This window comes from Lysinibacillus sp. F12, from assembly GCF_057773605.1.
In genome coordinates this window covers 839736-861517 of the sequence record NZ_JBYMLP010000002.1, presented here as the reverse complement: position 1 = coordinate 861517, position 21782 = coordinate 839736, and the positions used below count along the sequence as shown (strand labels likewise).

Genomic DNA, 21782 nt, shown 5'->3' with positions numbered 1-21782 from the left:
TTTTTGTATGCAAAGAATAGATAGAAAATGATAAGATGAGCATGAAATCAATTAGTAGAAATGGAGAGATAGGCCTTGTTTATTCGTTTATCTAAAGAGCAGCAAGAAATGATTCTAGCTGATATTCAGCGATTTTTCTATACTCATCGTGATGAAGATATTACTGAATTTGAAGCAGAACGTGTGTTAGATTTTATCAAGGAAAATATCGCCCCATATATTTATAACGCAGCAGTATCTGACGCAAAATATGTAGTGGAAAGACAATTTACCTCCATAGAAGAAGAATTAGAGGCACTGGAGCAGCCCATTAAATTAAAGTAAGCTAGTAAAAAAAGCCTCAAATTTTAATAATTGACAGAAAATAAAGAAATATGGTAATTTAATTTTGAATTAAAGATTATTTGATTCAAAATATTACTAGCGACTACAACATAAAGGTCATGAATAATACTGTATGTACCTGACCAAAATGGTTACGAGTGTTGTTTGGCGTACAGGGAATGACGATGATTCACACAAAATGAATGGGAAAACGAGGAGGATCATATGTTAAAAATCGGTATTATTTTAGGAAGTACGCGAGAAGGTCGTGTTAGCCCACAAGTTGGAGCGTGGGTAAAGGAAGTTGCTGAAAAACGTCGTGATGCGGAATATGAAATAATTGATATCGCTGATTTTAAATTACCGTTTCTTGGTGAGCCGGGAGGAGATACTTCTGGAGTAGCTATATGGTCAGAGAAAGTAGCCGCATGTGACGGCTTTGTCTTTATTGTGGCTGAGTATAACCATTCAATCACAGGTGCACTAAAAAATGCATTAGACTTTTTACGAGTAGAATGGAACAATAAAGCCGCAGGTATCGTTTCCTATGGTTCAGTTGGAGGAGCACGTGCTGCGGAGCATTTACGAGGGATTCTAGGAGAATTACTAGTTGCCGATGTGCGAGTTCATCCTGCTTTATCTTTATTTACTGATTTTGAAAACGGCTCGGTCTTTAAGCCAAAAGAGGTGCAGGCAGATTCCGTCCATCAAATGTTAGATCAGCTAATTCCTTGGTCAACAGCTTTAAAAACAATTCGTTCTTAATTTTAAGGCAATATGCACTTTGTATGTGCATATTGTTTTTTATAAAATGTAAGCTTATCAGTAAAAAATCAACAGACTAAATTTCTCCATTAATTGTCCTTTTACATTAGTAAGAGAACAGTTGATGGATTTTTTATTTAAAGAAAATTTTAAATATTCTTTTAATTTAAAAAATTATATGATACTATTAAAAAAAATACACTAATACTTCAAATAAATATAGTGTAGTCAAAAAAAGAGGTGGCAATTTGTCAGAAATTCATCAAACCATAAAAAAAACAAGAATTGATCAAGGCATGACATTAAAGAATTTAAGTGAAAAAACAAACTTATCGATTAGTTTTCTTTCGCAAATAGAAAGGGGGTCATCTTCACTGGCTATTACATCTCTAAAAAAAATAGCTGATGCATTTGGAGTTCCAATCACCTACTTTTTCGAGTCTGATTCAAATAATACGTATGTTGTAAAAGAAACTGATCGCAAACCATTTAAATTAGAAGCATCCTCAATAGAATATACACGACTTAATGGACTTTTTAGTGGAAGAAATCTAGAACCGTTGCTTGTGAAGCTGGCCCCAGGTCAAATAGATAAAAACCAAGAATCGAGTCATCCAGGGGAAGAGTTTTATTACGTATTAAAGGGTGCTGTCCTATTTAAGGTTGATGGGCAAGAATATTTTCTTAGAGAAGGTGAAACAATTCATTATCCTTCTGAAGTTCCACATTCATGGGAAAATCCTCTGAATGAAGAAAGTATTGTTTTAAGTGTGTTAACGCCAGTGATTTTCTAAAAAAAGTGGAAGGTTGGGTGGATGAAATGAGAGTAGCAACAGATATTGGGGGTACATTCACAGATTTAGTATATGTTGATGAACATGGAAACTTCGGCTATGAAAAAAGTAATACAACTCCTCCAAATTTTGAACAAGGAGTCATTGATGTTATTAAGAAAAGTGGAGTGGACCAACAGCATTTAGAAATGTTTATCCATGGCACAACAGTTATTATCAATGCTTTAACTGAGCGCAAAGGAGCAAAAACGGGTCTAATTACAACTAAGGGGTTTAGGGATGTGTTGGAAATTGCCCGTGGAAATCGACCTGATTTATTTAATGTTAAATATCAAAAACCACAGCCATTTGTAGAACGATATTTACGCAGAGAAGTAACTGAAAGACTTAATTATAAGGGACAAGTATTAGCAGCTCTAGAAATTAATGAACTAGAAGAAATAGTTGAATATTTTAAGAAGGAAAAGGTTGAGGCCATTGCAATCTCTTTTTTACACTCCTATGTTAATAACGAGCATGAAAAAGCAGCTGTAGAAAAAATAAAGGAATTGTGGCCAGAAGTTCAGGTAACCGCTTCCAGTGAAATTACACAAGAGTGGCGTGAATATGAACGCACTAATACAGCAGTTTTAAATGCTTATGTACAACCAACTGCAACAACTTATATTGATAGACTTGAACAAAAATTACAAGATACTATTGTTATAGAGCAAAGTTATATTATGCAGTCAAATGGTGGTACAACTAAATTTGATAATGCGAAGCGTTTACCAATTAATATGGTAGAATCAGGTCCAGTTGCTGGTATTTTAGGTGCAGCGGTACTCGGTGAATTACTAGGAGAACAAAATATTATTGCTTTCGACATTGGTGGAACAACAGCAAAATGTTCATTGATTGAAAATGGCGAAGTAAAAGTTTCTACAGATTATTATATCGAAAAAGATACTCGACGTGCAGGTTATCCAATTAAAACACCAGTTGTTGATATTGTTGAGATTGGTAACGGTGGAGGTTCCATTGCATGGATTGATGGTGCAGGTTCATTAAAAGTAGGGCCTCAGTCAGCGGGTGCTCGACCAGGTCCAGTTGCATATGGCCAAGGTGGAACAGAGCCGACTACAACGGATGCAAATTTATTAACTGGTAGATTATCACCAAAGAACTTTGATTATGAGGTGAATTTAAATAATGTAAAAAATGCAGTTGAAGAAAAAATTGGGAAACATTTTCATATGTCTGCTGAAGAAGCTGCACTGGGAATTATTCGTATTGCAAATTCCAATATGTTAAATACTCTAAAGTTGATTTCTATTCGTAAAGGTCATAACCCTCAAGACTTTACCATGATTGCATTTGGTGGTGGAGGTTCCATGCATGCACCTGCTTTAGCTTTGGAATTAGGTGTTAAAAAGGTTATTATTCCAATTGCTTCACCAGTGTTTTCCGCATGGGGGATGCTCATGACAGATTTACGTCATGATTATATTCAAACATACATTAAACGTATGAATGATCTTGATTTAACAAAAATGAATTCAATATGGGTAAATATTGAACGTCAGGCATTCCAACACTTCCAGGAAGAAGGCATGGATCAAGGTAATGTATTTTTCCAACGCTATGCAGATATGCGTTATCTAGGCCAGGAGCATACTGTAAAGGTACCTGTAGAGGGCGGTGAATGGAATCAACGAGTGTTAGAAAAAGCAATTGCAGATTTTAATTTATTACATGAAAAGAATTTTACATTTAAACTACCAGAAGCGGAGACAGAAATCGTTAATATTCATGTGACGGCCTTTGGGAAGGTTGGTAAACCTAAATTAAAAACGATTGAGCGTCAAACTAACTTACAAGATGCATTAATAGAACAACGCAATGTTTATTTTGAAAATGATGGCTGGGTTAAAACAAATATATATGATCGTGAACTTTTACCTATTGAAATGAAGATAAATGGTCCTGCTATTGTGGAAGAAAGAGCTGCAGCTACCGTCATTTATTATAATCAATCACTCTATATAGATGTTTATGGAAATATTGTCATTGAGAAGGAGGAAGCGTAATGACTGCAATTAATCCACATATTGATCCATTTACTTTAGAAATTGTGAAAGATGCGCTGCTATCTGCAGGAGATGAAATGTTTGTAGCTTTAGCACGAACTTCAATGAGTCCCATTATTTATGAAGTGCTGGATTATGCGAGTGGCTTAACAGATTCAGAAGGTAATTTATTAACTCAGGGTAATGGTGTGACAGGTTTTATCGGCATGCTTACATTTATGGTAAAAGAAACATTAAAAAAATATCCAGGAGATAAATAAAAAGAAGGAGATATCATTATAATTAATGACCCTTATCAAGGGGGTGGTTCACACCTTTCAGATGTTGGACTCGTAATGCCAATTTTTTATAAAGGTCAATTAATTGCTTTTTCAGCTAATAAAGCTCATTGGACAGAAGTTGGAGGGAAGGATCCAGGTTCATTTACTAATGATTCTGTTGATATATTTCAAGAAGGGCTACAGTTTTCATGTATCAAACTTTATGACGAAGGTAAATTGAATGAAGCAATTGTTGAAATAATACGTTCAAATGTGCGGTTCCCAGATTTATCTTTAGGAGATATGTTTGCACAAGTTGCAGCTCTTCGAACAGGAGAAAAACGAGTAAGGGAACTGTGTGATAAATACACATTAGCTACAATATTGGCAGCAATTGAATATCATTTAGATCATGGAGAAGCAATGGCCAAGCAGGAGCTTGCAAGCTTACCTAAAGGAGAATTTTACGCTGAAGATTTTATTGATACAGATGGGATTGGTAACGGACCATTTCCAATAAAAGTGAAAGTGACAATATCAGACGATGAATTTATTTGTGATTTTAGAGGAAGTTCTCCTCAAGTACCTGGACCAATGAATTGTTCCTATACAGGTTTAGCATCAGCTGTACGTGCAATTTTCTTAGCTATTACAAATCCAGCGCAGGATGTAAATGATGGTGTGTTTAGACCATTAAAAATAATTGTTGATCCTCAATCAATTATGTCCGCGGAAAGACCAGTACCTGTGTCCAATTATTTTGAGACCTTGCTTGGTAGCTTGGATTTAGTATGGAAAGCTTTGGCACCGCATATACCGAGTCGATTAACTGCTGGTCAATTTTTATCCGTTTGTGCTGTAACGTTAAGTGGTACACATCATGATACAGGAGAGCCTTTTTTAATTGTTGAACCATCTGTAGGTGGATGGGGTGGTGGAAACGATGCTGATGGAGCCTCTGGTCAATTCTGTTTTTCGGATGGGGAAACGTATAATGTGCCAATTGAGGTAGCAGAAACTCGCTACGGTGTGTTAATTGATGAATATTGTTTAAGAGAAGATAGAAATGGAGCAGGCGCAGGAGAATACATTGGCGGTAAAGGAGTAATCAGATCCTATAGAGCCATGACGGATAATCAAGCAGTAACTGTGACCTTTGGTAGGAATAAATTTTTACCATGGGGGATTGACAATGGACATGAAGGCTCGCCGAATGAATTTTATGTAAAAAAAGCGAATGGCCAGGTGGATGGACCGTTCGGTGTCTATCCAAGGTATAAACTAAATAAAAATGATGTGGTTCAATTAATGACTGGTACGGGTGGAGGCTATGGAAATCCACTTAAACGTACAGCGGAACAGGTAGCGCATGATGTGAAAAATGGCTATTTTTCAAAAAAAGAAGCAGAAACTATTTTTCATGTTCTTGTAGATGAGTCAGACTACAGTTTTGAAGAAATGCCAGAAAGAAATCACGTGGTAAAGGGAGAATAACCTATGATTATTAAAGAAGTGTCACAGAGAGATATTGTTCAACAGAACCTATTTCAAGACAAATACAACAATAGCCAAATAAAATTTGGCTTTGTCAAAATAAAACCAGGGGAGCGATTACCACTAGAAGGGACAACCTCTCATTTAGAAAATGAGTACTCCTTTATTGTAAAAGGTACTTTAACAGGTGAATCGGGTGGGGAAAATTACCGAATTTCACAAGGGGAAGCTTCCTATATTCCTGCTGGAGAACCTCATTGGTGTAAAAATGATAGTGATGAAATGGTTGAACTGATCTATGCGTTATTAGATATAAGATAAAGAGATTTAATAGGAAACAAGCTATGAATGAACACATACAGTAAGGGAGGTTAGGTAAATGAAAAATGAAGTCAACACAGAAAAAACATCTATGCTTGGGAAAGATCCTGCATTAACACCAATACCAGAGAATGATCGCCAACATTGGATTACACCAACGATGATATTTGGAGGGCTTGAATTTACGATTCCTGTTTTAATGGTTGGAGCAAGTTTATCAGCTAGTTTCGGATTAGGTAAGGTATTTTTAATTTTGATTATTGCTTTATTTGTTTTTCAATGGCTTGGTAATGCATTACAAGGATATATCGGAGCTAAAACCGGACTACCTTCTTCAGTAATTGCTAAAACAAGCTTTGGAACAGTTCAAGCTAAGTTAATAGTTGGATTGACAATCTTTATTGTTTCACTTGGCTGGTGGGCATTACAAACGGCTGTTGCTGGGAATGCCATTGCTGCCATGTTTGGGATTGATTATAAACACGACTGGCTAGCTTGGGCAATAGTTACGACAGTGGCAGGTCTTCTTTTTGCTGCACCTTCAATTATTGGCTATGGTTCAATGAAGTGGACAGATTATTTAGCAGTACCGTCGGGTTTATTGTTAATTGTTGGTGGTATTTATTTAGCATTAAAAAATACAGGCTGGCAGACTATCACATCTTGGAGTCCTGAACCATCGATGACCATAATGGCAGCTATTAGTCTTGTAATTGGTGTCAATGTGTCACAATGGGTAATTGCTTCTGACTACACCCGTTATGCAAAGCCGACTTGGAAAGACAATTTTATTATTCCAAGTGGGATAGTTTTAATTGGATTCCCTCTATTTATTGTAGGAGCTATCATGTCTGTGGGTGTGGGAGAGCCAGATATCGTAAATGTTATGATGAATTTAGGTTTTCCAGTTTGGGGTTTCCTCATCTTATGGTTAGCTACTTGGACATCTCAATTGGTTAACAATTACAGTATGGGATTAGCGTTAGCCAATGTTTTAAATGTGACATCAGGTAAGGGTCGTGCGTTACTCACATTTATTGGTACGATAATTGCCATAATCATTGCTTTAATGGGCATTCTAGATTACTTTACAGACTTCCTGTATTTAACGGCTTTGCTTTATCCAGCAATAGCAGGTGTTATGTTTGCAGACTTCTTTTTCATCCGTAAAAAACAATGGGTTGAAATAAAAGGATGGAATTGGATGGCTACGATTGCAGTTGTTGCAGCTGTTATGATTGGGTACTATTTTCAATATGTAAATCCAATGGGCTTACCTTCAGTACTATCTTTATTTGTTTCGATCGTGGTTTATTTAATCGCAATGAAAGTAAAGAAACAAGTGGCCCCAGATCAATTTACAGGAAACAATCTTACAAATTAGATATACGTTTAAAGCTATTGGTTGAAGTTTTTCCTTGAGTAATTATTACCTTAACATCAAATACATGGATTATAAGACAGCCGCTTTCAGCTATATTCACAGCATGGAAGCGGTTGTTTTTGTTTGGATCATTCCTATTAATGTTCGATTTCTTCGATAACCTTTTCTTTCAAATCTGCATCCATAGAGGATAGCTTGACCGTATTTGAGAGACGTTCCTTTAATTCCTTATCCGTCATAATGCCACGTTCTTTTAAAATTTGTACGAGTAGATTCAAGGTCATAATATTTTTAATTTCCGCTGCTTTTGCATCCATATAAAACCCTCCAAAAATATAGAATTACTACCCCTTTAGTGTACTCCTATTTTAGAATCATGACACAGAAAGGACAAAACATAGCAAATTTATTTCGTGTTCCGGAATATGTGAGAGAAATTTAGCAATACCAGAAATGGTCCATAGCATAGTAACTATAAAACAGTGATAGAAAACGGTGAATATTGTATTTGCAGAGTTCATACCTTCCTAACAGGGGGGATTTCATGTGAAACGGATTGGAGTCGTTACAGGATTAATGCTGGTCATTATCGCGATCATCATCCTGTTTAATAAATATGTAGATGGCAAGCCTGTGGAAGCGAATATCGAGAAAGGTCCAATTATTACGAAAGAAGAGCTGAGTTTATCACTATTGAAAGATAAGCTCCTTGAAAAATACGTTGGTATTGATGTTAAAACAACTGCGGACAAGGAATTGGTCATCCAAATTGTAGGAGGAGAAGAGTATGTACAGTCGGTTAAAAAAGACATGGAGGCTATTGCTAAAAGCGCTTTAAAAACTTCGGCATTAAAGGATTATTCCATTGTTTTTGAAAGATGGGAATTTACTACTTTGCTCGATGGTAATAAAACGATAGGCAATGATATTAATCTATTAATCGAAGATTTAATTAAAGGGTTACAGGCATTTGATGTATATGAATACTTAATACTAGAGAATCGTACAACCATTACGATTCAAACAACTATAAATGGTGACAATGAGGAGGCACTTCAATTAGCGACTAAGATGGAAGGGGCAGTAAAAAAGATTGTCCAAACAAATGTGAATCAAAGTGATTCCTATATCATTCATATACTAAATGAGGAACGAGAAAAAATTAATTGAAAAGCATCGAGACTATAATCTAGATGCCTTCCTTTTTGCTAGGTAATTTATTTATGGGAATCTACATTAATTATTCATGGCAAATAGAGCTTGATAGAGTGTTGCCAGTAGTGCAACAAAGTGCATGTCGTCAGCTTGGAAAAGTTTAAACATAAGTCCCGTCCGTATGAGCTCAGTCTCTATTGGGCTTGCACTCGCAATTTTCACATCATTACAATATAAATAGGCGGTAGAAGTAAAATCCTTCTCAAAACGAAATGCCAAGTTGTCCATTGTAAAGGTGTAAGAGGATTCTAATAATTGAACTGTTTTTCGGACAATCGGTATGATGCTACCATCAGGCATAACGAGCTGATGACTAACCCCTTTTGTTAATAGAGTAGATTGTACTTGAAAAAGCGGGGCACCTAGAGTTGTACGTGTTTCATAACGATAGGGTAAAGTTTGCTGTGTCGCGACTAATAATACGGCGTTTAAAACTTTTCCAGTAGAAGAACGTTCTACTTTTTGAAGCATACACACTGTTTCGTTGTGTTCATTCATAATTGGAATAGCGGAAAAGCTTTTAAAGCCCTTTGGATAGGTAAGTGTAAATGTTGCCATAAAGAACCTCCATTCATTATATATACGAGTAGGTCATCCAGGAGGTTTCACAAAATGACAGAAGGGGAAGTTTTGAACTATCGATTTCAAACAATTACACAAGAACAAGCGAAGATATTGCCTATAACTGGCATTATAATGGCGACTATTCTTTCTATGATATGAAGGCTGATCAGGAGGATTTACAAGCATTTCTCAATACGAATATAAGAGGGAATTCTATTTTTGCTGTCACAACAAAACACGAATTAGTTGCTTATTTTAGCATGATGACCATACCTATATGCAAGGAAATGGTGGTGTCTATGAATTTCTAAAAATGGACTATATAAAAGGCTACTAAAGAGAGACAAGTATCTCGCTTTCAGTAGCCTTTTTAACTATTTAAGATTGCGCGATTTGACCTGAGAGAGCCCGCTTTTCCTGCTCTGTGTCAAATTCCTTCTCCATTTTTGAAACGACCACTGTCGCCACACCATTACCAATTAGATTGGTAACAGCTCGGGCTTCGGACATGAATCGGTCAACCCCGATTAATAATGCAATCCCTTCTACGGGAATCATCGGGAATGCCGCTAATGTAGCAGCAAGTGTGATAAACCCAGAGCCGGTTACGCCAGCAGCCCCTTTAGATGTAAGCATTAGAATGGCTAGTAATGTGATTTGATGCCAAATATCTAAATCAACCCCGTAAGCTTGGGCAATAAATATAGCTGCCATCGATAAGTATATGGATGTTCCATCTAAGTTAAACGAATAACCTGTTGGTATAACTAGTCCCACAACTTGTTTAGAACAGCCGTAGTTTTCTAATTTACGCATCATGGAAGGCAATGCTGATTCAGAAGAAGATGTACCAATCACGATGAAAATTTCATCTTTAATGTATTTAATAAATTTAAAAATACTAAATCCAAAGTAGCGTGTAATGGCCCCTATAATAACAACGATAAAAATAAACATTGTGATATAGACGGATAGCATTAAAAATCCTAAGTTGCCAAGAGATTTAAGTCCAAAGTTTCCGATTGTATAACTCATGGCACCAAATGCGCCAATAGGAGAAACTTTCATGACCATATTAACGATTTTAAAGAAGATATCCGCAACTTGCTCAAAAAATTTAATAACTGGTTTAGCTGGTTCTCCAATCGCTGCTGCTGCTAAACCAAATAATACGGCTGAGAATAAGACAGGTAATAATTCACCATTTGCGAGAGCACCCACAACATTATCAGGGATAATTTGCATAATAAATGCACCCAGACCGTGCTCTGCCGCCGCCGCGTCTGTATATTGAGAGACATCTGCTCCATTGGCAGCTTCCGTATTAAAACCTTTACCTGGTTTTACAATATTGACAACTATAAGTCCAATCGCTAAGGCAAATGTGGAAACAATTTCAAAATAGATTAAGGCTTTTCCCCCAATTTTCCCTACCTTTTTGACATCTCCCATACTACCAATTCCAATTACAACTGTTAAGAAGATAATTGGTGCTATTAACATTTTAATAAGTTTAATAAATATATCCGCTAATATTTTTAGCTTTGCTCCAAATTCTGGGAACGTAGCACCTACTATAATTCCTAGTACAATAGCAATCAATACTTGTACTGTTAAGTTTTTGAAATTTATACGCATATAATTCTCCCCCTACAACATCTATGAAGATTGTGTGAACGCTTTCATGTCGTTATCATAGCTGAAATTTTCCGACAATAGTTTTTATGACCGTAATGTTTCTATTGTTCATTTTGTTCATTTTTCAATGATAGGGATGGTAAATGCAGTAATAGCAATGGTTTTAAGCTGTTTTATAGTAGTTTTGATTTTTCGGAATCTATTATAATACAAAAGAAAAGATCCCTACGAAAAGTAAGGATCTATCATTAATGAACAAAAGTATTAGGGTGCAACAATTTTTTCAATCTCCGTCAAAATGGAATCATTTTGTAGTTGAGCCCTATAAAAATCATAGACAGGGGCGAGTTGCTCCTTAAAGCGCTGTCTTTCCTTGAGACTCATTGTAGAAACATCAAAATCATCTTGCTGTTTGAGCTTTAACATATCTTGTTCATTCATACGGGCAGCCTGTTCAAACTGCCAATCTGTTGTTTCCTTCATAGCCTCCACTAATTGATGTTGAATTTTCACGGGTAAGGAATCCCAAAAGTTTTCATTCATTAATACCGCATATCCTAAAATACCATGCTGTGTGATGGTCATATGTTTTTGAACCTTGTAGAAGCCTTTTGAATAAATATTTGACGCTGTATTTTCCTGTGCATCAATGGCATGTTTCTCTAGGTCTGTATAAACCTCACTAAAGGAAATCGGGATAGGTGTTGCTTTCAATACTTCAAATTGCTTTTCCAATGTTTTGCTAGGCATTGTGCGGATGCGTAAACCCTGTAAATCTTCAAATGTATGAATGGGGTGATCAACAGAGGTTAGATGTTTAAAGCCGTTGTACCAAAAGCCGAGTCCTTTAATATGAATAGCTTCTAGCTCGTTTAATAATTGATCACCTATCATTCCTGTCAGAACTTCTTGTACTTCTTCATTTGTATTAAACAGGTAGGGTAAGTCAAGAACTTGCCAATTCGGTACATACGTGGTCATTTTAGAAAAGGTAGGGATAATCATTTCGACTTCTCCCTTTTGCAAAGCTTGAAACTCATTTTCATCATTAAATAAAGAGGAATTGGAGTAAACATGTACTTTGACCTTCCCTTTTGTCTTTTCTTCTACTAATTCAGCAAATTTATTGGCAGCCTGTCCTTTTGGCGTATTTTCAGCTACTACATGACTTAAATGGATGGTAATCTGTGTGTCTAATCCCTTCTGCTCATCATCGTAGGGAAGCGGCTTAGCAAAAAGTAAACCTTGTTGAACACTAATAGTGATCACTAAAATTAAGACAGTTACAATCGTTCCAATAATAAATTTTTTCATTGAATACACCCAATTAATTCGTATTTTCTATTGTTTTTGTTATTCTAACATATGGAGTAAGCTAAAATATAGTAGGGGGGAGGCGAGCATCTTGAAATTTCAGAAGTTATCGATGCAAAGAAAAATTATGTCGCTAACTTTTTTTATTCTTATGCTTTCCTTTAGTATTGGTGGTACTTTTTTGTTGGGATATGTAATGAATGAGCAAAAGAGCAAGCTTAGTGACCAAGCGTTACTAGTCGCTAAAACAGTCTCGCAGCTTCCCGAAATCAAAACCTATATTGCCCATGAAAACATGGAAATGGCCATACAACATATTAACCCTGTAGTTGAAGAAATCCGAGATATAAATGGTGCTCAATATATTGTTGTTTTGGATACGAAAAGACGGAAATATTCTCACCCTAACAGGGAGGAACTTGGAAGCATTTCGCAATCGGCTGATTTAAATGCCGCTTTTTCTGAACATTATTATACATCAATCGCGCATGGGGAGCATGGTAACATGGTTCGCGCGTTTGTACCAATCATGAACAATCAAGGACAACAAATTGGTGTTACGGTCGTTGGATATAGTGTTTTGACGGTGGCGGAATTACTGCAATCGATGCAGACCGAGCTTATCATTACGTTACTATTATCACTAATCTTTAGCGTATGGGGTGCGCGAACATTAGGGCTTCATATGAAAAAGCAAATGTTTGGATTAGAGCCCCATGAAATTGCCAAAATGTATGTTGAACGAACGGAAACCTTTAATGCGATGCATGAAGGTATTATTGCCATCGATAATGATTTGACCATTACCATTTTTAACGAGAAAGCCTGTGTAATACTCGGGGTTCACGAAAAGCCATCCAAATTAATTGGTCAGAAAATATTTCACGTCCTACCGGATACAAGGCTACCTGAAATTTTAGAGCTTGATCAGCCACTATTTAACCGTGAGCTATATATAAATGATCATAGTATTATGAGTAATCGTATCCCCATACAGGTAAATGGAGAAACTGTGGGAGCAGTGGCTATGTTTAAAGATCGTACAGAAGTGAAAAGGCTTGCTGAAGAACTGACAGGAGTACGAGCATTTGTCCAAGCGCTTCGTGTTCAAACTCATGAGCATAAAAATAAATTGCATACGATAGCTGGGCTTTTACAACTTGGACATCATGATCAGGCATTATCCTACTTGACACAGGTAAAGGAAGAACATGATGAAATTACTAACTTTTTAAATGAACGCATTAAAAATGAAAATATTTCAGGGCTATTGCTTAGTAAAATTTCCTATGCCAAAGAACAAGGGATTCGATTGGAAATTGACCGTGAAAGTCGCTTAACATCCTTTCCACCTAATTTAGATCATCATGATTTCGTCATTCTATTTGGGAATTTAATAGAAAATGCCTTTGATGCATTAAGGGATACTCAGGTGGAGGAGAAGGTCATTCATGTTTCTGTCGATGAGGATGAGGATGTATTAGCCATTCTTGTGACGGATAATGGTGTTGGCATGACAGATGAGATCAAGAGTCATATTTTTGACAATGGCTATTCAACAAAAGAGAAAAATTACCGAGGCATAGGGCTATTTTTAATAAAAGAGATTGTTGAAAAAGGACAAGGTGATATCGAAGTCATCAGTGAACCAAATAAAGGGACTAGTTTTTTAATAACGTTTTACTATGCGTAAGCATTAATTTGGAATGGAGGGCTGATAGTGGTAAAAATTAAGGTATTATTAATTGAGGATGATCCAATGGTGCGTGAGGTAAATCGACAATTTATTGAAAAGGTAGATCAATTTCAAGTGATTGGACAAGCATCAAATGGCTTAGATGGGGTTACGCAAATTCGTCAACATCAGCCTGACTTAGTATTTATGGATATATTTATGCCGGAGCAAGATGGCATCACTAGTTTACGTAAAATACGCGAGCTGGACTTACCAGTAGATGTCATCACTGTTACGGCTGCGAATGATATGGACACGGTGAAACAAGTACTACACCTAGGTGTCTTTGATTATATTATGAAACCCTTTTCCTTTGAACGTGTCAAAGGGACCCTAGAAAATTATTTACACTTTAAAAAACAAACGCAAACGGAACGCGAGCTAACACAAGGCGAATTGGATCAATTATTCCATTATCGCGATGGGCAAAAACCTTTGGAACAGACTATCTTGTTACAAACAGAAAAAAACCTTCCGAAAGGCTTTAATCGTACAACCCTTGATAAGGTGGTGCACTTTTTGCAATCGGTAGATGGCGCATCAGCAGAAGATGTAGCGAGTGGGGTCGGGATTGCCCGAGTTACAGCTAGAAGATATTTAGATTATTTAGAGAAACAGGAAAAAATTACGATGGATGTCCATTATGGTGGAATTGGTCGTCCGATAAACTATTATTTTAGTAAATAAAGAAAAAAATCCTGATTGTGATAATAACAATCAGGATTTTTTTATCGTCATTTATGGGGCATAATCTTATCGACTGGTTTAGGTGTTTTAATCTTCGGTAGAATTTTATCTAATGTCACCGTACGTTTGATAACATGTGTGGATGGATCATTTTCATCAAATTGATCCAAGAATGAAATGACCTCTTTGACAATAGGTGTTGGTGTTGAAGCTCCTGCTGTAACAGCAACTTTATTAATTCCTTTTAACCAATCTATTTTAAGCTCTGAAACGTCCGCAATACGATAGGAAGGTGTTCCAGCGATTTCAACAGAAACTTGCGTTAAACGATTGGAGTTATTCGATTTAGGGTCGCCTACAACAATCAATAGATCCGCTTCTCCTGCCTGCTGAGCGACAGCTTCTTGACGGACTTGAGTAGCTAAACAAATCTCTTTGTGTACCTCAATATGTGGGAACTTTTCTTTTAAACTATCCATTAAATGGGCAACATCCCATTGGCTCATTGTCGTTTGATTTGTGACAAGCAACTTATGATTCGTTAAATTTAACGAATCAATATCATTGGAAGATTGAACTAAATGGACATGATCAGGTGCAACGCCAATGGCACCCTCAGGTTCCGGATGTCCTTTTTTCCCAATATAAATAATATCATAGCCTTCTGCAGATTTTTCACGAATTAAATCGTGGGTAACTGTTACATCAGGACATGTAGCATCAATGGACACTAGGCCTTTACGCTTCGCAATGTCACGAATTTCAGGTGAAACACCATGTGCTGTGAAAATCACAGTACCAGATTCAACTTGTTCGATAATTTCTAAGCGATTATCGCCGTCTAAAGTGATGATACCATCTTCTTCGAACGCGTCTGTGACATGTTTATTATGGACAATCATTCCTAAAATGTAGATAGGTCTTGGTAATGTTTTATCGAGTGCGGCGTTTCGTGCGATGACCATCGCATCAACAACACCGTAGCAATAGCCACGTGGATTAATTTTTAATACTTGCATGGTTGTGACTCCTTTCAAGCTTTACCTATCTACATTATAACGGACAGGGGCGGCGAATACAAAGAAACGTTCATTTACATGGGTGGCTGGAAAATACGTGGTTTAGATGGAATTGGTTCAGGAGGCGAAAATGATGCTGATGTATTTTGCCTCGCTGATCGTTTATTTCCAGCAGCAGCCTTGCTTTCACTGCCTCCACGATCAGCGCCAGCCGCTCCGCCTCCCGTCGAAGGTAGTCCTTGGAATCCTTTATATAGTTTTAATAAGGACGGTATATTTTTAACCATTGGCATCGCTTGTTGGATATATGGTGTATAAGTTTTAGCGGAATTAAATAGACTGTTTGCTTGTTGTAAGAATGAACCGATTTTAGATGGTTCTTGCACAGGTGGCATCGGCATTTGTCCTCCAAAGGAACCTATTCCATTTGCCATTGGAAAGCCGCCTGGAATTCGTGGTTGAGCAGGGAAGCCTCCAGGCGGGAAAAAGGACTGCGGTGACATCTGTGGTGGTGTTGGCATGGGCATTCTCATGCCACCGGGATACATAGGGTATGGATAAGGTGGTCGAAATACCATAATGATCTCCTTTCTACTTGTTTTTCATTGATGACATACCTGATTATAGCTATGATATGCAGAGGCTAATGGGAGGGTGCGATAATTTATAAGACGAATTCATCCATGAAAGAGCAGAAGGGCGAATAAGCCTTCTGCTACAATTCTCCTATCTTATTCATCTTCATGATAGCGAAGCATTCGATAGCCGACTCGCACATGTGTCTGTATTAGTTTAGGCTGTGCTGGGTCATCTTCTATCTTTTTTCGAAGTGTCGCCATAAACACTCGTAAACTTGGAATATCTGATTGCAGAGCGTTGTGCCAGATTTCCTTTAAAATAAAATTATGGGTTAAAACTTTCCCAACATGCTTGGATAAAACAACTAAAAGTTTATATTCAATAGGTGTGACATGTATTTCCTTTCCATTCACTAATACCGTTTGATCTACGTAATTAATTTGAAGATAGCCATTGGTAAAAGTTGCATTTTCCTGTTCAGGTGGATATTCATACGCTGCTCTTCTTAAGGCAACACGAATTCTTGCTAATAATTCTTCCACACTGAATGGCTTTGTGACATAATCATCTGCACCTGCGTCCAGAGCGTTAATTTTGTCATATTCTTCTCCGCGCGCACTGACGACAATAATGGGCGTTTGCGTCCAACTTCTAATTTTTGTAATAAGCTCTACACCATCTATGTCCGGTAGTCCTAAATCTAAAATATAAACATCTGGTTTCATGGTAATAGCCTTTTGAAGTGCGCTGTTCCCATCTTGGGCAATGTCGAATTCATAATGCTGGGTAGCTAATGTCATTTTAATTAAATTGGCAATGGCCACATCATCTTCTACTACAAGAATTCGTTTATTCATCAAATTTCTTACTCCTTTTTCAGTGAAAAGTTAAAAATGGTTCCTTGAGGTTTATTATCAGAAACAGTTATCTGACTACCATGTAATTTTAAAATGGTTTGACACAGTGCTAAGCCTAAACCGAGCCCTCGTCTACTATCACTGCGTTGTACCTTGCCAGTTGTAAACGGCTCAAACAAGCTACTTTTTAAGGAATCATCAATTCCAGGTCCATTATCTGAAATACTGAAGTTTACTAAACCATCACATTCCTTCACCAAAATAGTTATATCACTGCCTGGAGGGGTGTAAGTCAATGCATTATCGATGATATTGATGAAAACCTGTATCATCAATCTAGCATCCATTAGGCTTAGCAAAAATTCTGGTTCTATTTGATAAGATATTTTATGTGAACTGTTTTGGTGAACAACATGGGAAAGAGCCTCCTGAATGATATCTTCTACTAATTCCAACTGCATTTCTAAAGCAAATTGTCCATCCTCTAGCCTAGAAACAGCTAATAAGTTTTCTACCATTTGTACAAGCCATTTCGAATTATTAAAAATATCCTCATACAATTTGTTTTTTTCAATATCGGGTATTAATGGTGCGTTGTTCAGTAAGATATCCGCATTTCCAGAAATAGCAGTGAGTGGTGTTCGAAGGTCATGGGATATTGCCCGTAAAAGGTTAGCACGCATCTGTTCCATTTCAGCTTCTCGCGCTACTTCTTCATGGAGCTTCTGTAAATACCATTTATCCATCGCGAATGAAAAATCATTAATGATAGCGTGTAAAATATTGCGTTCAAATGCAGGTAATGGTAGTAGTTTAGACAGTGCAATACCAATCACCCCTCTAACATTTCCATTAGAAATAACGGGTATATAGTAAGCATGTACTTCAGGAAATATATCCGTAGATACACCCGCTACATGCTTATTATTCGTCACCCAGTTCACAACGCCATGCTCGTTTGGGTTATTGAAAAGCGTAGCTATTTTTTGATTTTCAATCGTAGATATTTTGTCGTTACGAAAAAAAGTAGATTTCCCAATTACCCGATTGTCTATTTCAAAAAATTGCACAGGTTTTTCTACTAATTTGACAATTTGAGACATACCTTCCGTAATAATTTCCTCAATTGACTTCGCATGTTGGAGTCTACGATTTGTTTCAAGGAGTACTTCCATTCGATAAGATTTCCGTATAGCTATAATCGTTTGCTCCTTGATCTTCTTCGTTAAGCTACTTGTAATTACTCCAGAAAGAAACATGATAAAAAAAGTCATAGGATAGTCACGATGATACGCATCAAATGAAAACCGTGGTTCAGTAAAAAAATAATTAAAAAGTAAGACAGCAACGATGGAACTAATGATGCTCATGAGCCAACCTGATGACCATATAGCAAGAATGAGAACACCTAGAATATAAATAGTTATAATATTTGGCTCACTAATACCAATTGAATATAAATATAAGCCGACTATGGATATTACGCTAAATACAATAAACATTTTAAAAAGATCCAGCCATTCAAATGCCAGTTTATTTTTTATACGAGGAAAGTAAAATTGTTCATTTTCTTGATCAGGTACTATGTGTATAGATAAGTTGGGCACATATTCATTCAGACGGTCACTAATTTTCGCGTTAGGCTGCCACCATTTTTTTCTCATACTTGATCGACCGATGACAAGTTTAGTAACACCACTAATTTGAGCATAGTTGGCAAGGGCTGCAGCTATGTCATCCTCTTGAACAATGACAACATGACCGCCAAGCTGTTCTACTAGCTTGATATACTGTTGTAGGCGTTCAGAATCAGCATGATTTCTTTCATGCGCCTGCATGTTTTGAACATAAAGAGCGGTAAATTTGCCATGTAATGCTTGAGCAAGTCTTGCAGTAGTCCGAATCACTTTTGCATTTGTAGGAGAACTACTTATACCTACAAGTAAGTGTTCTTCGATTTGTACATAGTTTCTGACAGATTCATTACTGTTTAATTGTTGATAGTTGATGGTATCGGCTGTTCGCCGTAATGCGATTTCCCGTAGCGATACTAAATTTTGCTTACGGAAAAATGAATCTAAAGCTTTCTCTGCCTGTTGTTTGACATATACCTTCCCATCTTGCAGACGTTGAATTAATTCGTCTGGTTCAATGTCGACAACCTTTATTTGCGCGGCTTGATCGATTAAATAATCAGGAATACGCTCCCGCACTTTAATCTCAGTGATTTCTTCCACTAAATCATGAAGACTTTCAATATGTTGAATATTTACAGTTGTAAAAACATGAATTCCTTTAGCAAGTAGTTCTTCAACATCTCCAAAACGCTTCTTGTGTCGCATTGTTGGAACATTAGAATGGGCCAATTCATCAATCAGGACAATTTCTGGTTTGCGCTGCAATACCGCATCTATATCTAATTCCTGAAAAATTTTCCCCTTATAGGTTATTTTCTTTGTAGGGATTTGCTCAAGTCCTTCTAGTAATGCTAACGTTTCTGGACGAGGGTGCGGTTCCACATAGCCAACCACTACATCTTTACCGAGTTTTTTCGCCTGATGTGCCGCATCCAACATAGCGTAAGTTTTACCTACCCCAGCAGCATAGCCGAGAAAGATTTTTAATTTCCCTATAGAATGTTCCTCCTGTTGAAGCCTCGCAAGAAACATCTCTGGAGTTGGACGTGTATTTTCCATCCTCTTTCACCTCATTTGTATTATAGCCTTAACTTTCATAAAGAAAGTGTAAAGATTCTACTTCTTTATCCTTTCTTAATAGAAAAGAAGATTTCCTAACACTACATTAATTTGAAAGTCAGTATGATGAGAGCATCCTTAAGGAGAAGGGGTGTTACGATTGATGGATTTTTTTATGATGGGCTTATTGATTATAAGCTTCGCTTGCGTTTTAGCGTTAACAGTATGGTGCTACAAACTAGTAGAAGAGTCATGAGGAGGATAGCAAATGTGGATTTTTATGGGAGTTGTACTCGTATTTCTGTTTGGTTATTTAGGGCATGCATTACTTTATCCAGAAGATTATTAAAGGCAGGGGGGACACAATATGTGGCAAATAGCCATCGTATTCATAATTTATTTACCGCTCGTTATCTTAACGGGTCATTATTTATATCGGGTAACGTTGCAACAAAAAACATGGCTCGATCCTCTATTAGATAAAGTCGATGCAGCAATTTATAAAGTTTGCGGCATTAAACGCGTTAATATGACGGGCAAAGAATATGTACTTTCATTAATTATTTCAAATGCCATGATGGTGTTTGTAGGGTATATCATTCTACGCATTCAAGCATTACTAGTTTTAAATCCAAATAACATTAACAACATGGAAGCTACCCTTTCATTTAACACGATTATTTCCTTTATAACGAATACAAATCTTCAACATTATAGTGGTGAATCTGGACTCAGTTATTTATCACAGATGCTAGTCATTACTTTTATGATGTTTACATCAGCAGCTACTGGTTATGCAGCTTGTATGGCTTTCTGTCGTAGATTGGTTGCTAAAACAGATACGATAGGTAATTTTTTTGTCGATTTTGTTCGTGTTATTACTCGCATTTTAATGCCTTTTTCCATTGTTGTGGCTCTTATTTTAGTATCACAAGGATCACCACAAACCATTGAGGGCAATCAAACAGTACAAACAATAGAGGGCAAGTTACAAGATATTGCACTTGGACCTATTGCTTCTCTTGAATCTATTAAGCATATAGGGACAAATGGTGGCGGTTTTAATGGAGCAAATTCAACCACACCTTTTGAAAATCCAACTGTTCTATCAAATATAGTAGAGATATTATCTATGATGTTATTACCAGGGGCATGTGTCGTTGCTTTTAGTCTGATGGTCGCCTACAGAAAAAAGAAAACTATTTTTGGAAAACAGGGGCTAGCTATTTTTACTGCGATGAGTATATTGTTCCTCGTGGGATTAGTGACTGTGTACATAGCAGAGAAGGCAGGTAATCCATTCATTAGTGAACTCGGCATTACGCAGGAGCTTGGGAGTATGGAAGGCAAAGAAATGCGCTTTGGAGTAGCGCAATCAGCATTATTTACGACCGTTACGACCGCATTTACTACAGGGTCAATTAACAACATGCATGATACATTAACGCCACTTGGTGGTCTAGTGCCTATGTTTAATATGATGCTCAATGTTGTGTTCGGTGGTAAAGGAGTTGGCCTGATGAACATGATGATGTATGTTTTACTTACCATTTTCATTGCCTGTTTAATGATTGGTCGATCTCCACAGTTTTTAGGTAAAAAAATTGAAGAAAAAGAAATGAAGTTAATTGCTCTTTGTATTCTAATTCATCCTGCTATTATCTTGCTATTTTCAGCACTTGCGGTTGCGACACCATCTGGAATAGTTGGAATAACGAATCCAGGGGCACATGGATTATCACAAGTACTATATGAATTCGCCTCCGCCTCAGCCAACAACGGCTCTGGCTTCGAAGGGTTAGCGGATAATTCAACATTTTGGAATGTAACTACAGGGCTGGCTATGTTCTTTGGTCGTTATTTAACCATCATTATTCAATTAGCTATAGCCTCTTTACTTGCTAATAAAGTAAGGCATAGTGATTCAGTAGGAACATTAAAAACGGATACGACTACCTTTACTTTTTTACTAGTTGCTATTGTTTTGATGATTGGTGCGCTGACCTTTTTACCAGCTTTAGCACTTGGTCCAATTACCGAGCATTTACAACTTTATTCTTAATGAGG

Annotated in this window: 18 protein-coding genes and 1 pseudogene; 11 read left to right on the top strand and 8 right to left on the bottom strand. The window is 36.9% G+C overall.

The features are described 5' to 3' along the window. Nucleotides 1-75 precede the first annotated feature (75 nt). The 7 genes and pseudogenes from AC3CH7_RS11315 (at nt 76) to AC3CH7_RS11285 (ending at nt 7411) form a co-directional block, all read left to right on the top strand. Nucleotides 76-324: a DUF2164 domain-containing protein gene (locus AC3CH7_RS11315; RefSeq protein WP_488381749.1), complete on the top strand. Its 249-nt coding sequence runs from the start codon at nt 76-78 to the stop codon at nt 322-324. Between the two features lie 225 nt (nt 325-549). Continuing rightward, nucleotides 550-1089 (top strand): NADPH-dependent FMN reductase, encoded by a 540-nt coding sequence (locus AC3CH7_RS11310; RefSeq protein ID WP_012295234.1) that lies wholly within the window; start codon nt 550-552, stop codon nt 1087-1089. A 248-nt stretch (nt 1090-1337) separates the two neighbouring features. Then, a complete protein-coding gene (locus AC3CH7_RS11305) occupies nt 1338-1883 on the top strand; it encodes a helix-turn-helix domain-containing protein (RefSeq protein WP_198695406.1) in 546 nt (181 codons plus the stop codon). A 26-nt stretch (nt 1884-1909) separates the two neighbouring features. Continuing rightward, nucleotides 1910-3952: a hydantoinase/oxoprolinase family protein gene (locus AC3CH7_RS11300; RefSeq protein ID WP_036216920.1), complete on the top strand. Its 2043-nt coding sequence runs from the start codon at nt 1910-1912 to the stop codon at nt 3950-3952. Next, nucleotides 3952-5706: pseudogene (locus AC3CH7_RS11295) on the top strand (hydantoinase B/oxoprolinase family protein). Before AC3CH7_RS11300 ends, AC3CH7_RS11295 begins: the two are co-directional and overlap by 1 nt. Nucleotides 5707-5709: 3 nt before the next feature. Beyond that, complete coding sequence (locus tag AC3CH7_RS11290; protein ID WP_036216908.1) at nt 5710-6027, top strand: cupin domain-containing protein; 318 nt, start codon at nt 5710-5712, stop codon at nt 6025-6027. Between the two features lie 58 nt (nt 6028-6085). Next, nucleotides 6086-7411 carry a purine-cytosine permease family protein gene (locus AC3CH7_RS11285; RefSeq protein ID WP_036216906.1) on the top strand — a complete coding sequence of 442 codons (1326 nt, stop codon included), beginning with the start codon at nt 6086-6088 and terminating at the stop codon, nt 7409-7411. Nucleotides 7412-7548: 137 nt separating this feature from the next. On the opposite strand, the gene AC3CH7_RS11280 is transcribed toward AC3CH7_RS11285, so the two are convergent. Further along, nucleotides 7549-7728 carry a hypothetical protein gene (locus tag AC3CH7_RS11280; protein WP_012295233.1) on the bottom strand — a complete coding sequence of 60 codons (180 nt, stop codon included), beginning with the start codon at nt 7726-7728 and terminating at the stop codon, nt 7549-7551. Nucleotides 7729-7957: 229 nt separating this feature from the next. Here AC3CH7_RS11280 and AC3CH7_RS11275 point away from each other — a divergent pair, with 229 nt between their 5' ends. Continuing rightward, nucleotides 7958-8581 (top strand): hypothetical protein, encoded by a 624-nt coding sequence (locus AC3CH7_RS11275; RefSeq protein WP_012295232.1) that lies wholly within the window; start codon nt 7958-7960, stop codon nt 8579-8581. 66 nt (nt 8582-8647) lie between these two features. Here AC3CH7_RS11275 and AC3CH7_RS11270 read toward each other — a convergent pair whose 3' ends face one another. The 3 genes from AC3CH7_RS11270 to AC3CH7_RS11260 form a co-directional block, all read right to left on the bottom strand. Then, complete coding sequence (locus AC3CH7_RS11270) at nt 8648-9184, bottom strand: tubby C-terminal domain-like protein (RefSeq protein ID WP_012295231.1); 537 nt, start codon at nt 9182-9184, stop codon at nt 8648-8650. Nucleotides 9185-9568: 384 nt separating this feature from the next. Further along, the gene (locus AC3CH7_RS11265; protein ID WP_012295229.1) at nt 9569-10828 is read right to left on the bottom strand and encodes a dicarboxylate/amino acid:cation symporter; all 1260 of its coding nucleotides are present in this window, start codon (nt 10826-10828) and stop codon (nt 9569-9571) included. 264 nt (nt 10829-11092) lie between these two features. Further along, entirely contained in the window at nt 11093-12142 is a 1050-nt protein-coding gene (locus tag AC3CH7_RS11260) for a TRAP transporter substrate-binding protein (protein ID WP_031417018.1), read from the bottom strand. A 112-nt stretch (nt 12143-12254) separates the two neighbouring features. Here AC3CH7_RS11260 and AC3CH7_RS11255 point away from each other — a divergent pair, with 112 nt between their 5' ends. Both AC3CH7_RS11255 and AC3CH7_RS11250 read left to right on the top strand, forming a co-directional pair. After that, nucleotides 12255-13835, top strand: a complete 1581-nt coding sequence (locus AC3CH7_RS11255) for an ATP-binding protein (RefSeq protein WP_031417016.1) — start codon at nt 12255-12257, stop codon at nt 13833-13835. Nucleotides 13836-13862: 27 nt separating this feature from the next. After that, nucleotides 13863-14564 (top strand): response regulator, encoded by a 702-nt coding sequence (locus tag AC3CH7_RS11250; protein ID WP_012295226.1) that lies wholly within the window; start codon nt 13863-13865, stop codon nt 14562-14564. Nucleotides 14565-14611: 47 nt separating this feature from the next. On the opposite strand, the gene AC3CH7_RS11245 is transcribed toward AC3CH7_RS11250, so the two are convergent. From AC3CH7_RS11245 to AC3CH7_RS11230, 4 genes are all read right to left on the bottom strand, one after another. Next, nucleotides 14612-15583, bottom strand: coding sequence for a 4-hydroxy-3-methylbut-2-enyl diphosphate reductase (locus AC3CH7_RS11245; RefSeq protein ID WP_488381748.1), 972 nt, complete (start codon nt 15581-15583; stop codon nt 14612-14614). 74 nt (nt 15584-15657) lie between these two features. After that, on the bottom strand, nt 15658-16161 hold the full coding sequence (vrrA, locus tag AC3CH7_RS11240) for a VrrA/YqfQ family protein (protein ID WP_036162144.1): 504 nt from the start codon (nt 16159-16161) through the stop codon (nt 15658-15660). A 153-nt stretch (nt 16162-16314) separates the two neighbouring features. After that, on the bottom strand, nt 16315-17019 hold the full coding sequence (locus AC3CH7_RS11235) for a response regulator (RefSeq protein ID WP_012295223.1): 705 nt from the start codon (nt 17017-17019) through the stop codon (nt 16315-16317). A gap of 8 nt (nt 17020-17027) precedes the next feature. Further along, entirely contained in the window at nt 17028-19715 is a 2688-nt protein-coding gene (locus AC3CH7_RS11230) for a sensor histidine kinase (RefSeq protein ID WP_197149946.1), read from the bottom strand. 367 nt (nt 19716-20082) lie between these two features. On the opposite strand from AC3CH7_RS11230, the gene kdpA reads away from it, so the two are divergent. Further along, complete coding sequence (gene kdpA, locus AC3CH7_RS11225; protein ID WP_036162141.1) at nt 20083-21777, top strand: potassium-transporting ATPase subunit KdpA; 1695 nt, start codon at nt 20083-20085, stop codon at nt 21775-21777. The last annotated feature ends 5 nt before the right edge of the window (nt 21778-21782 follow it).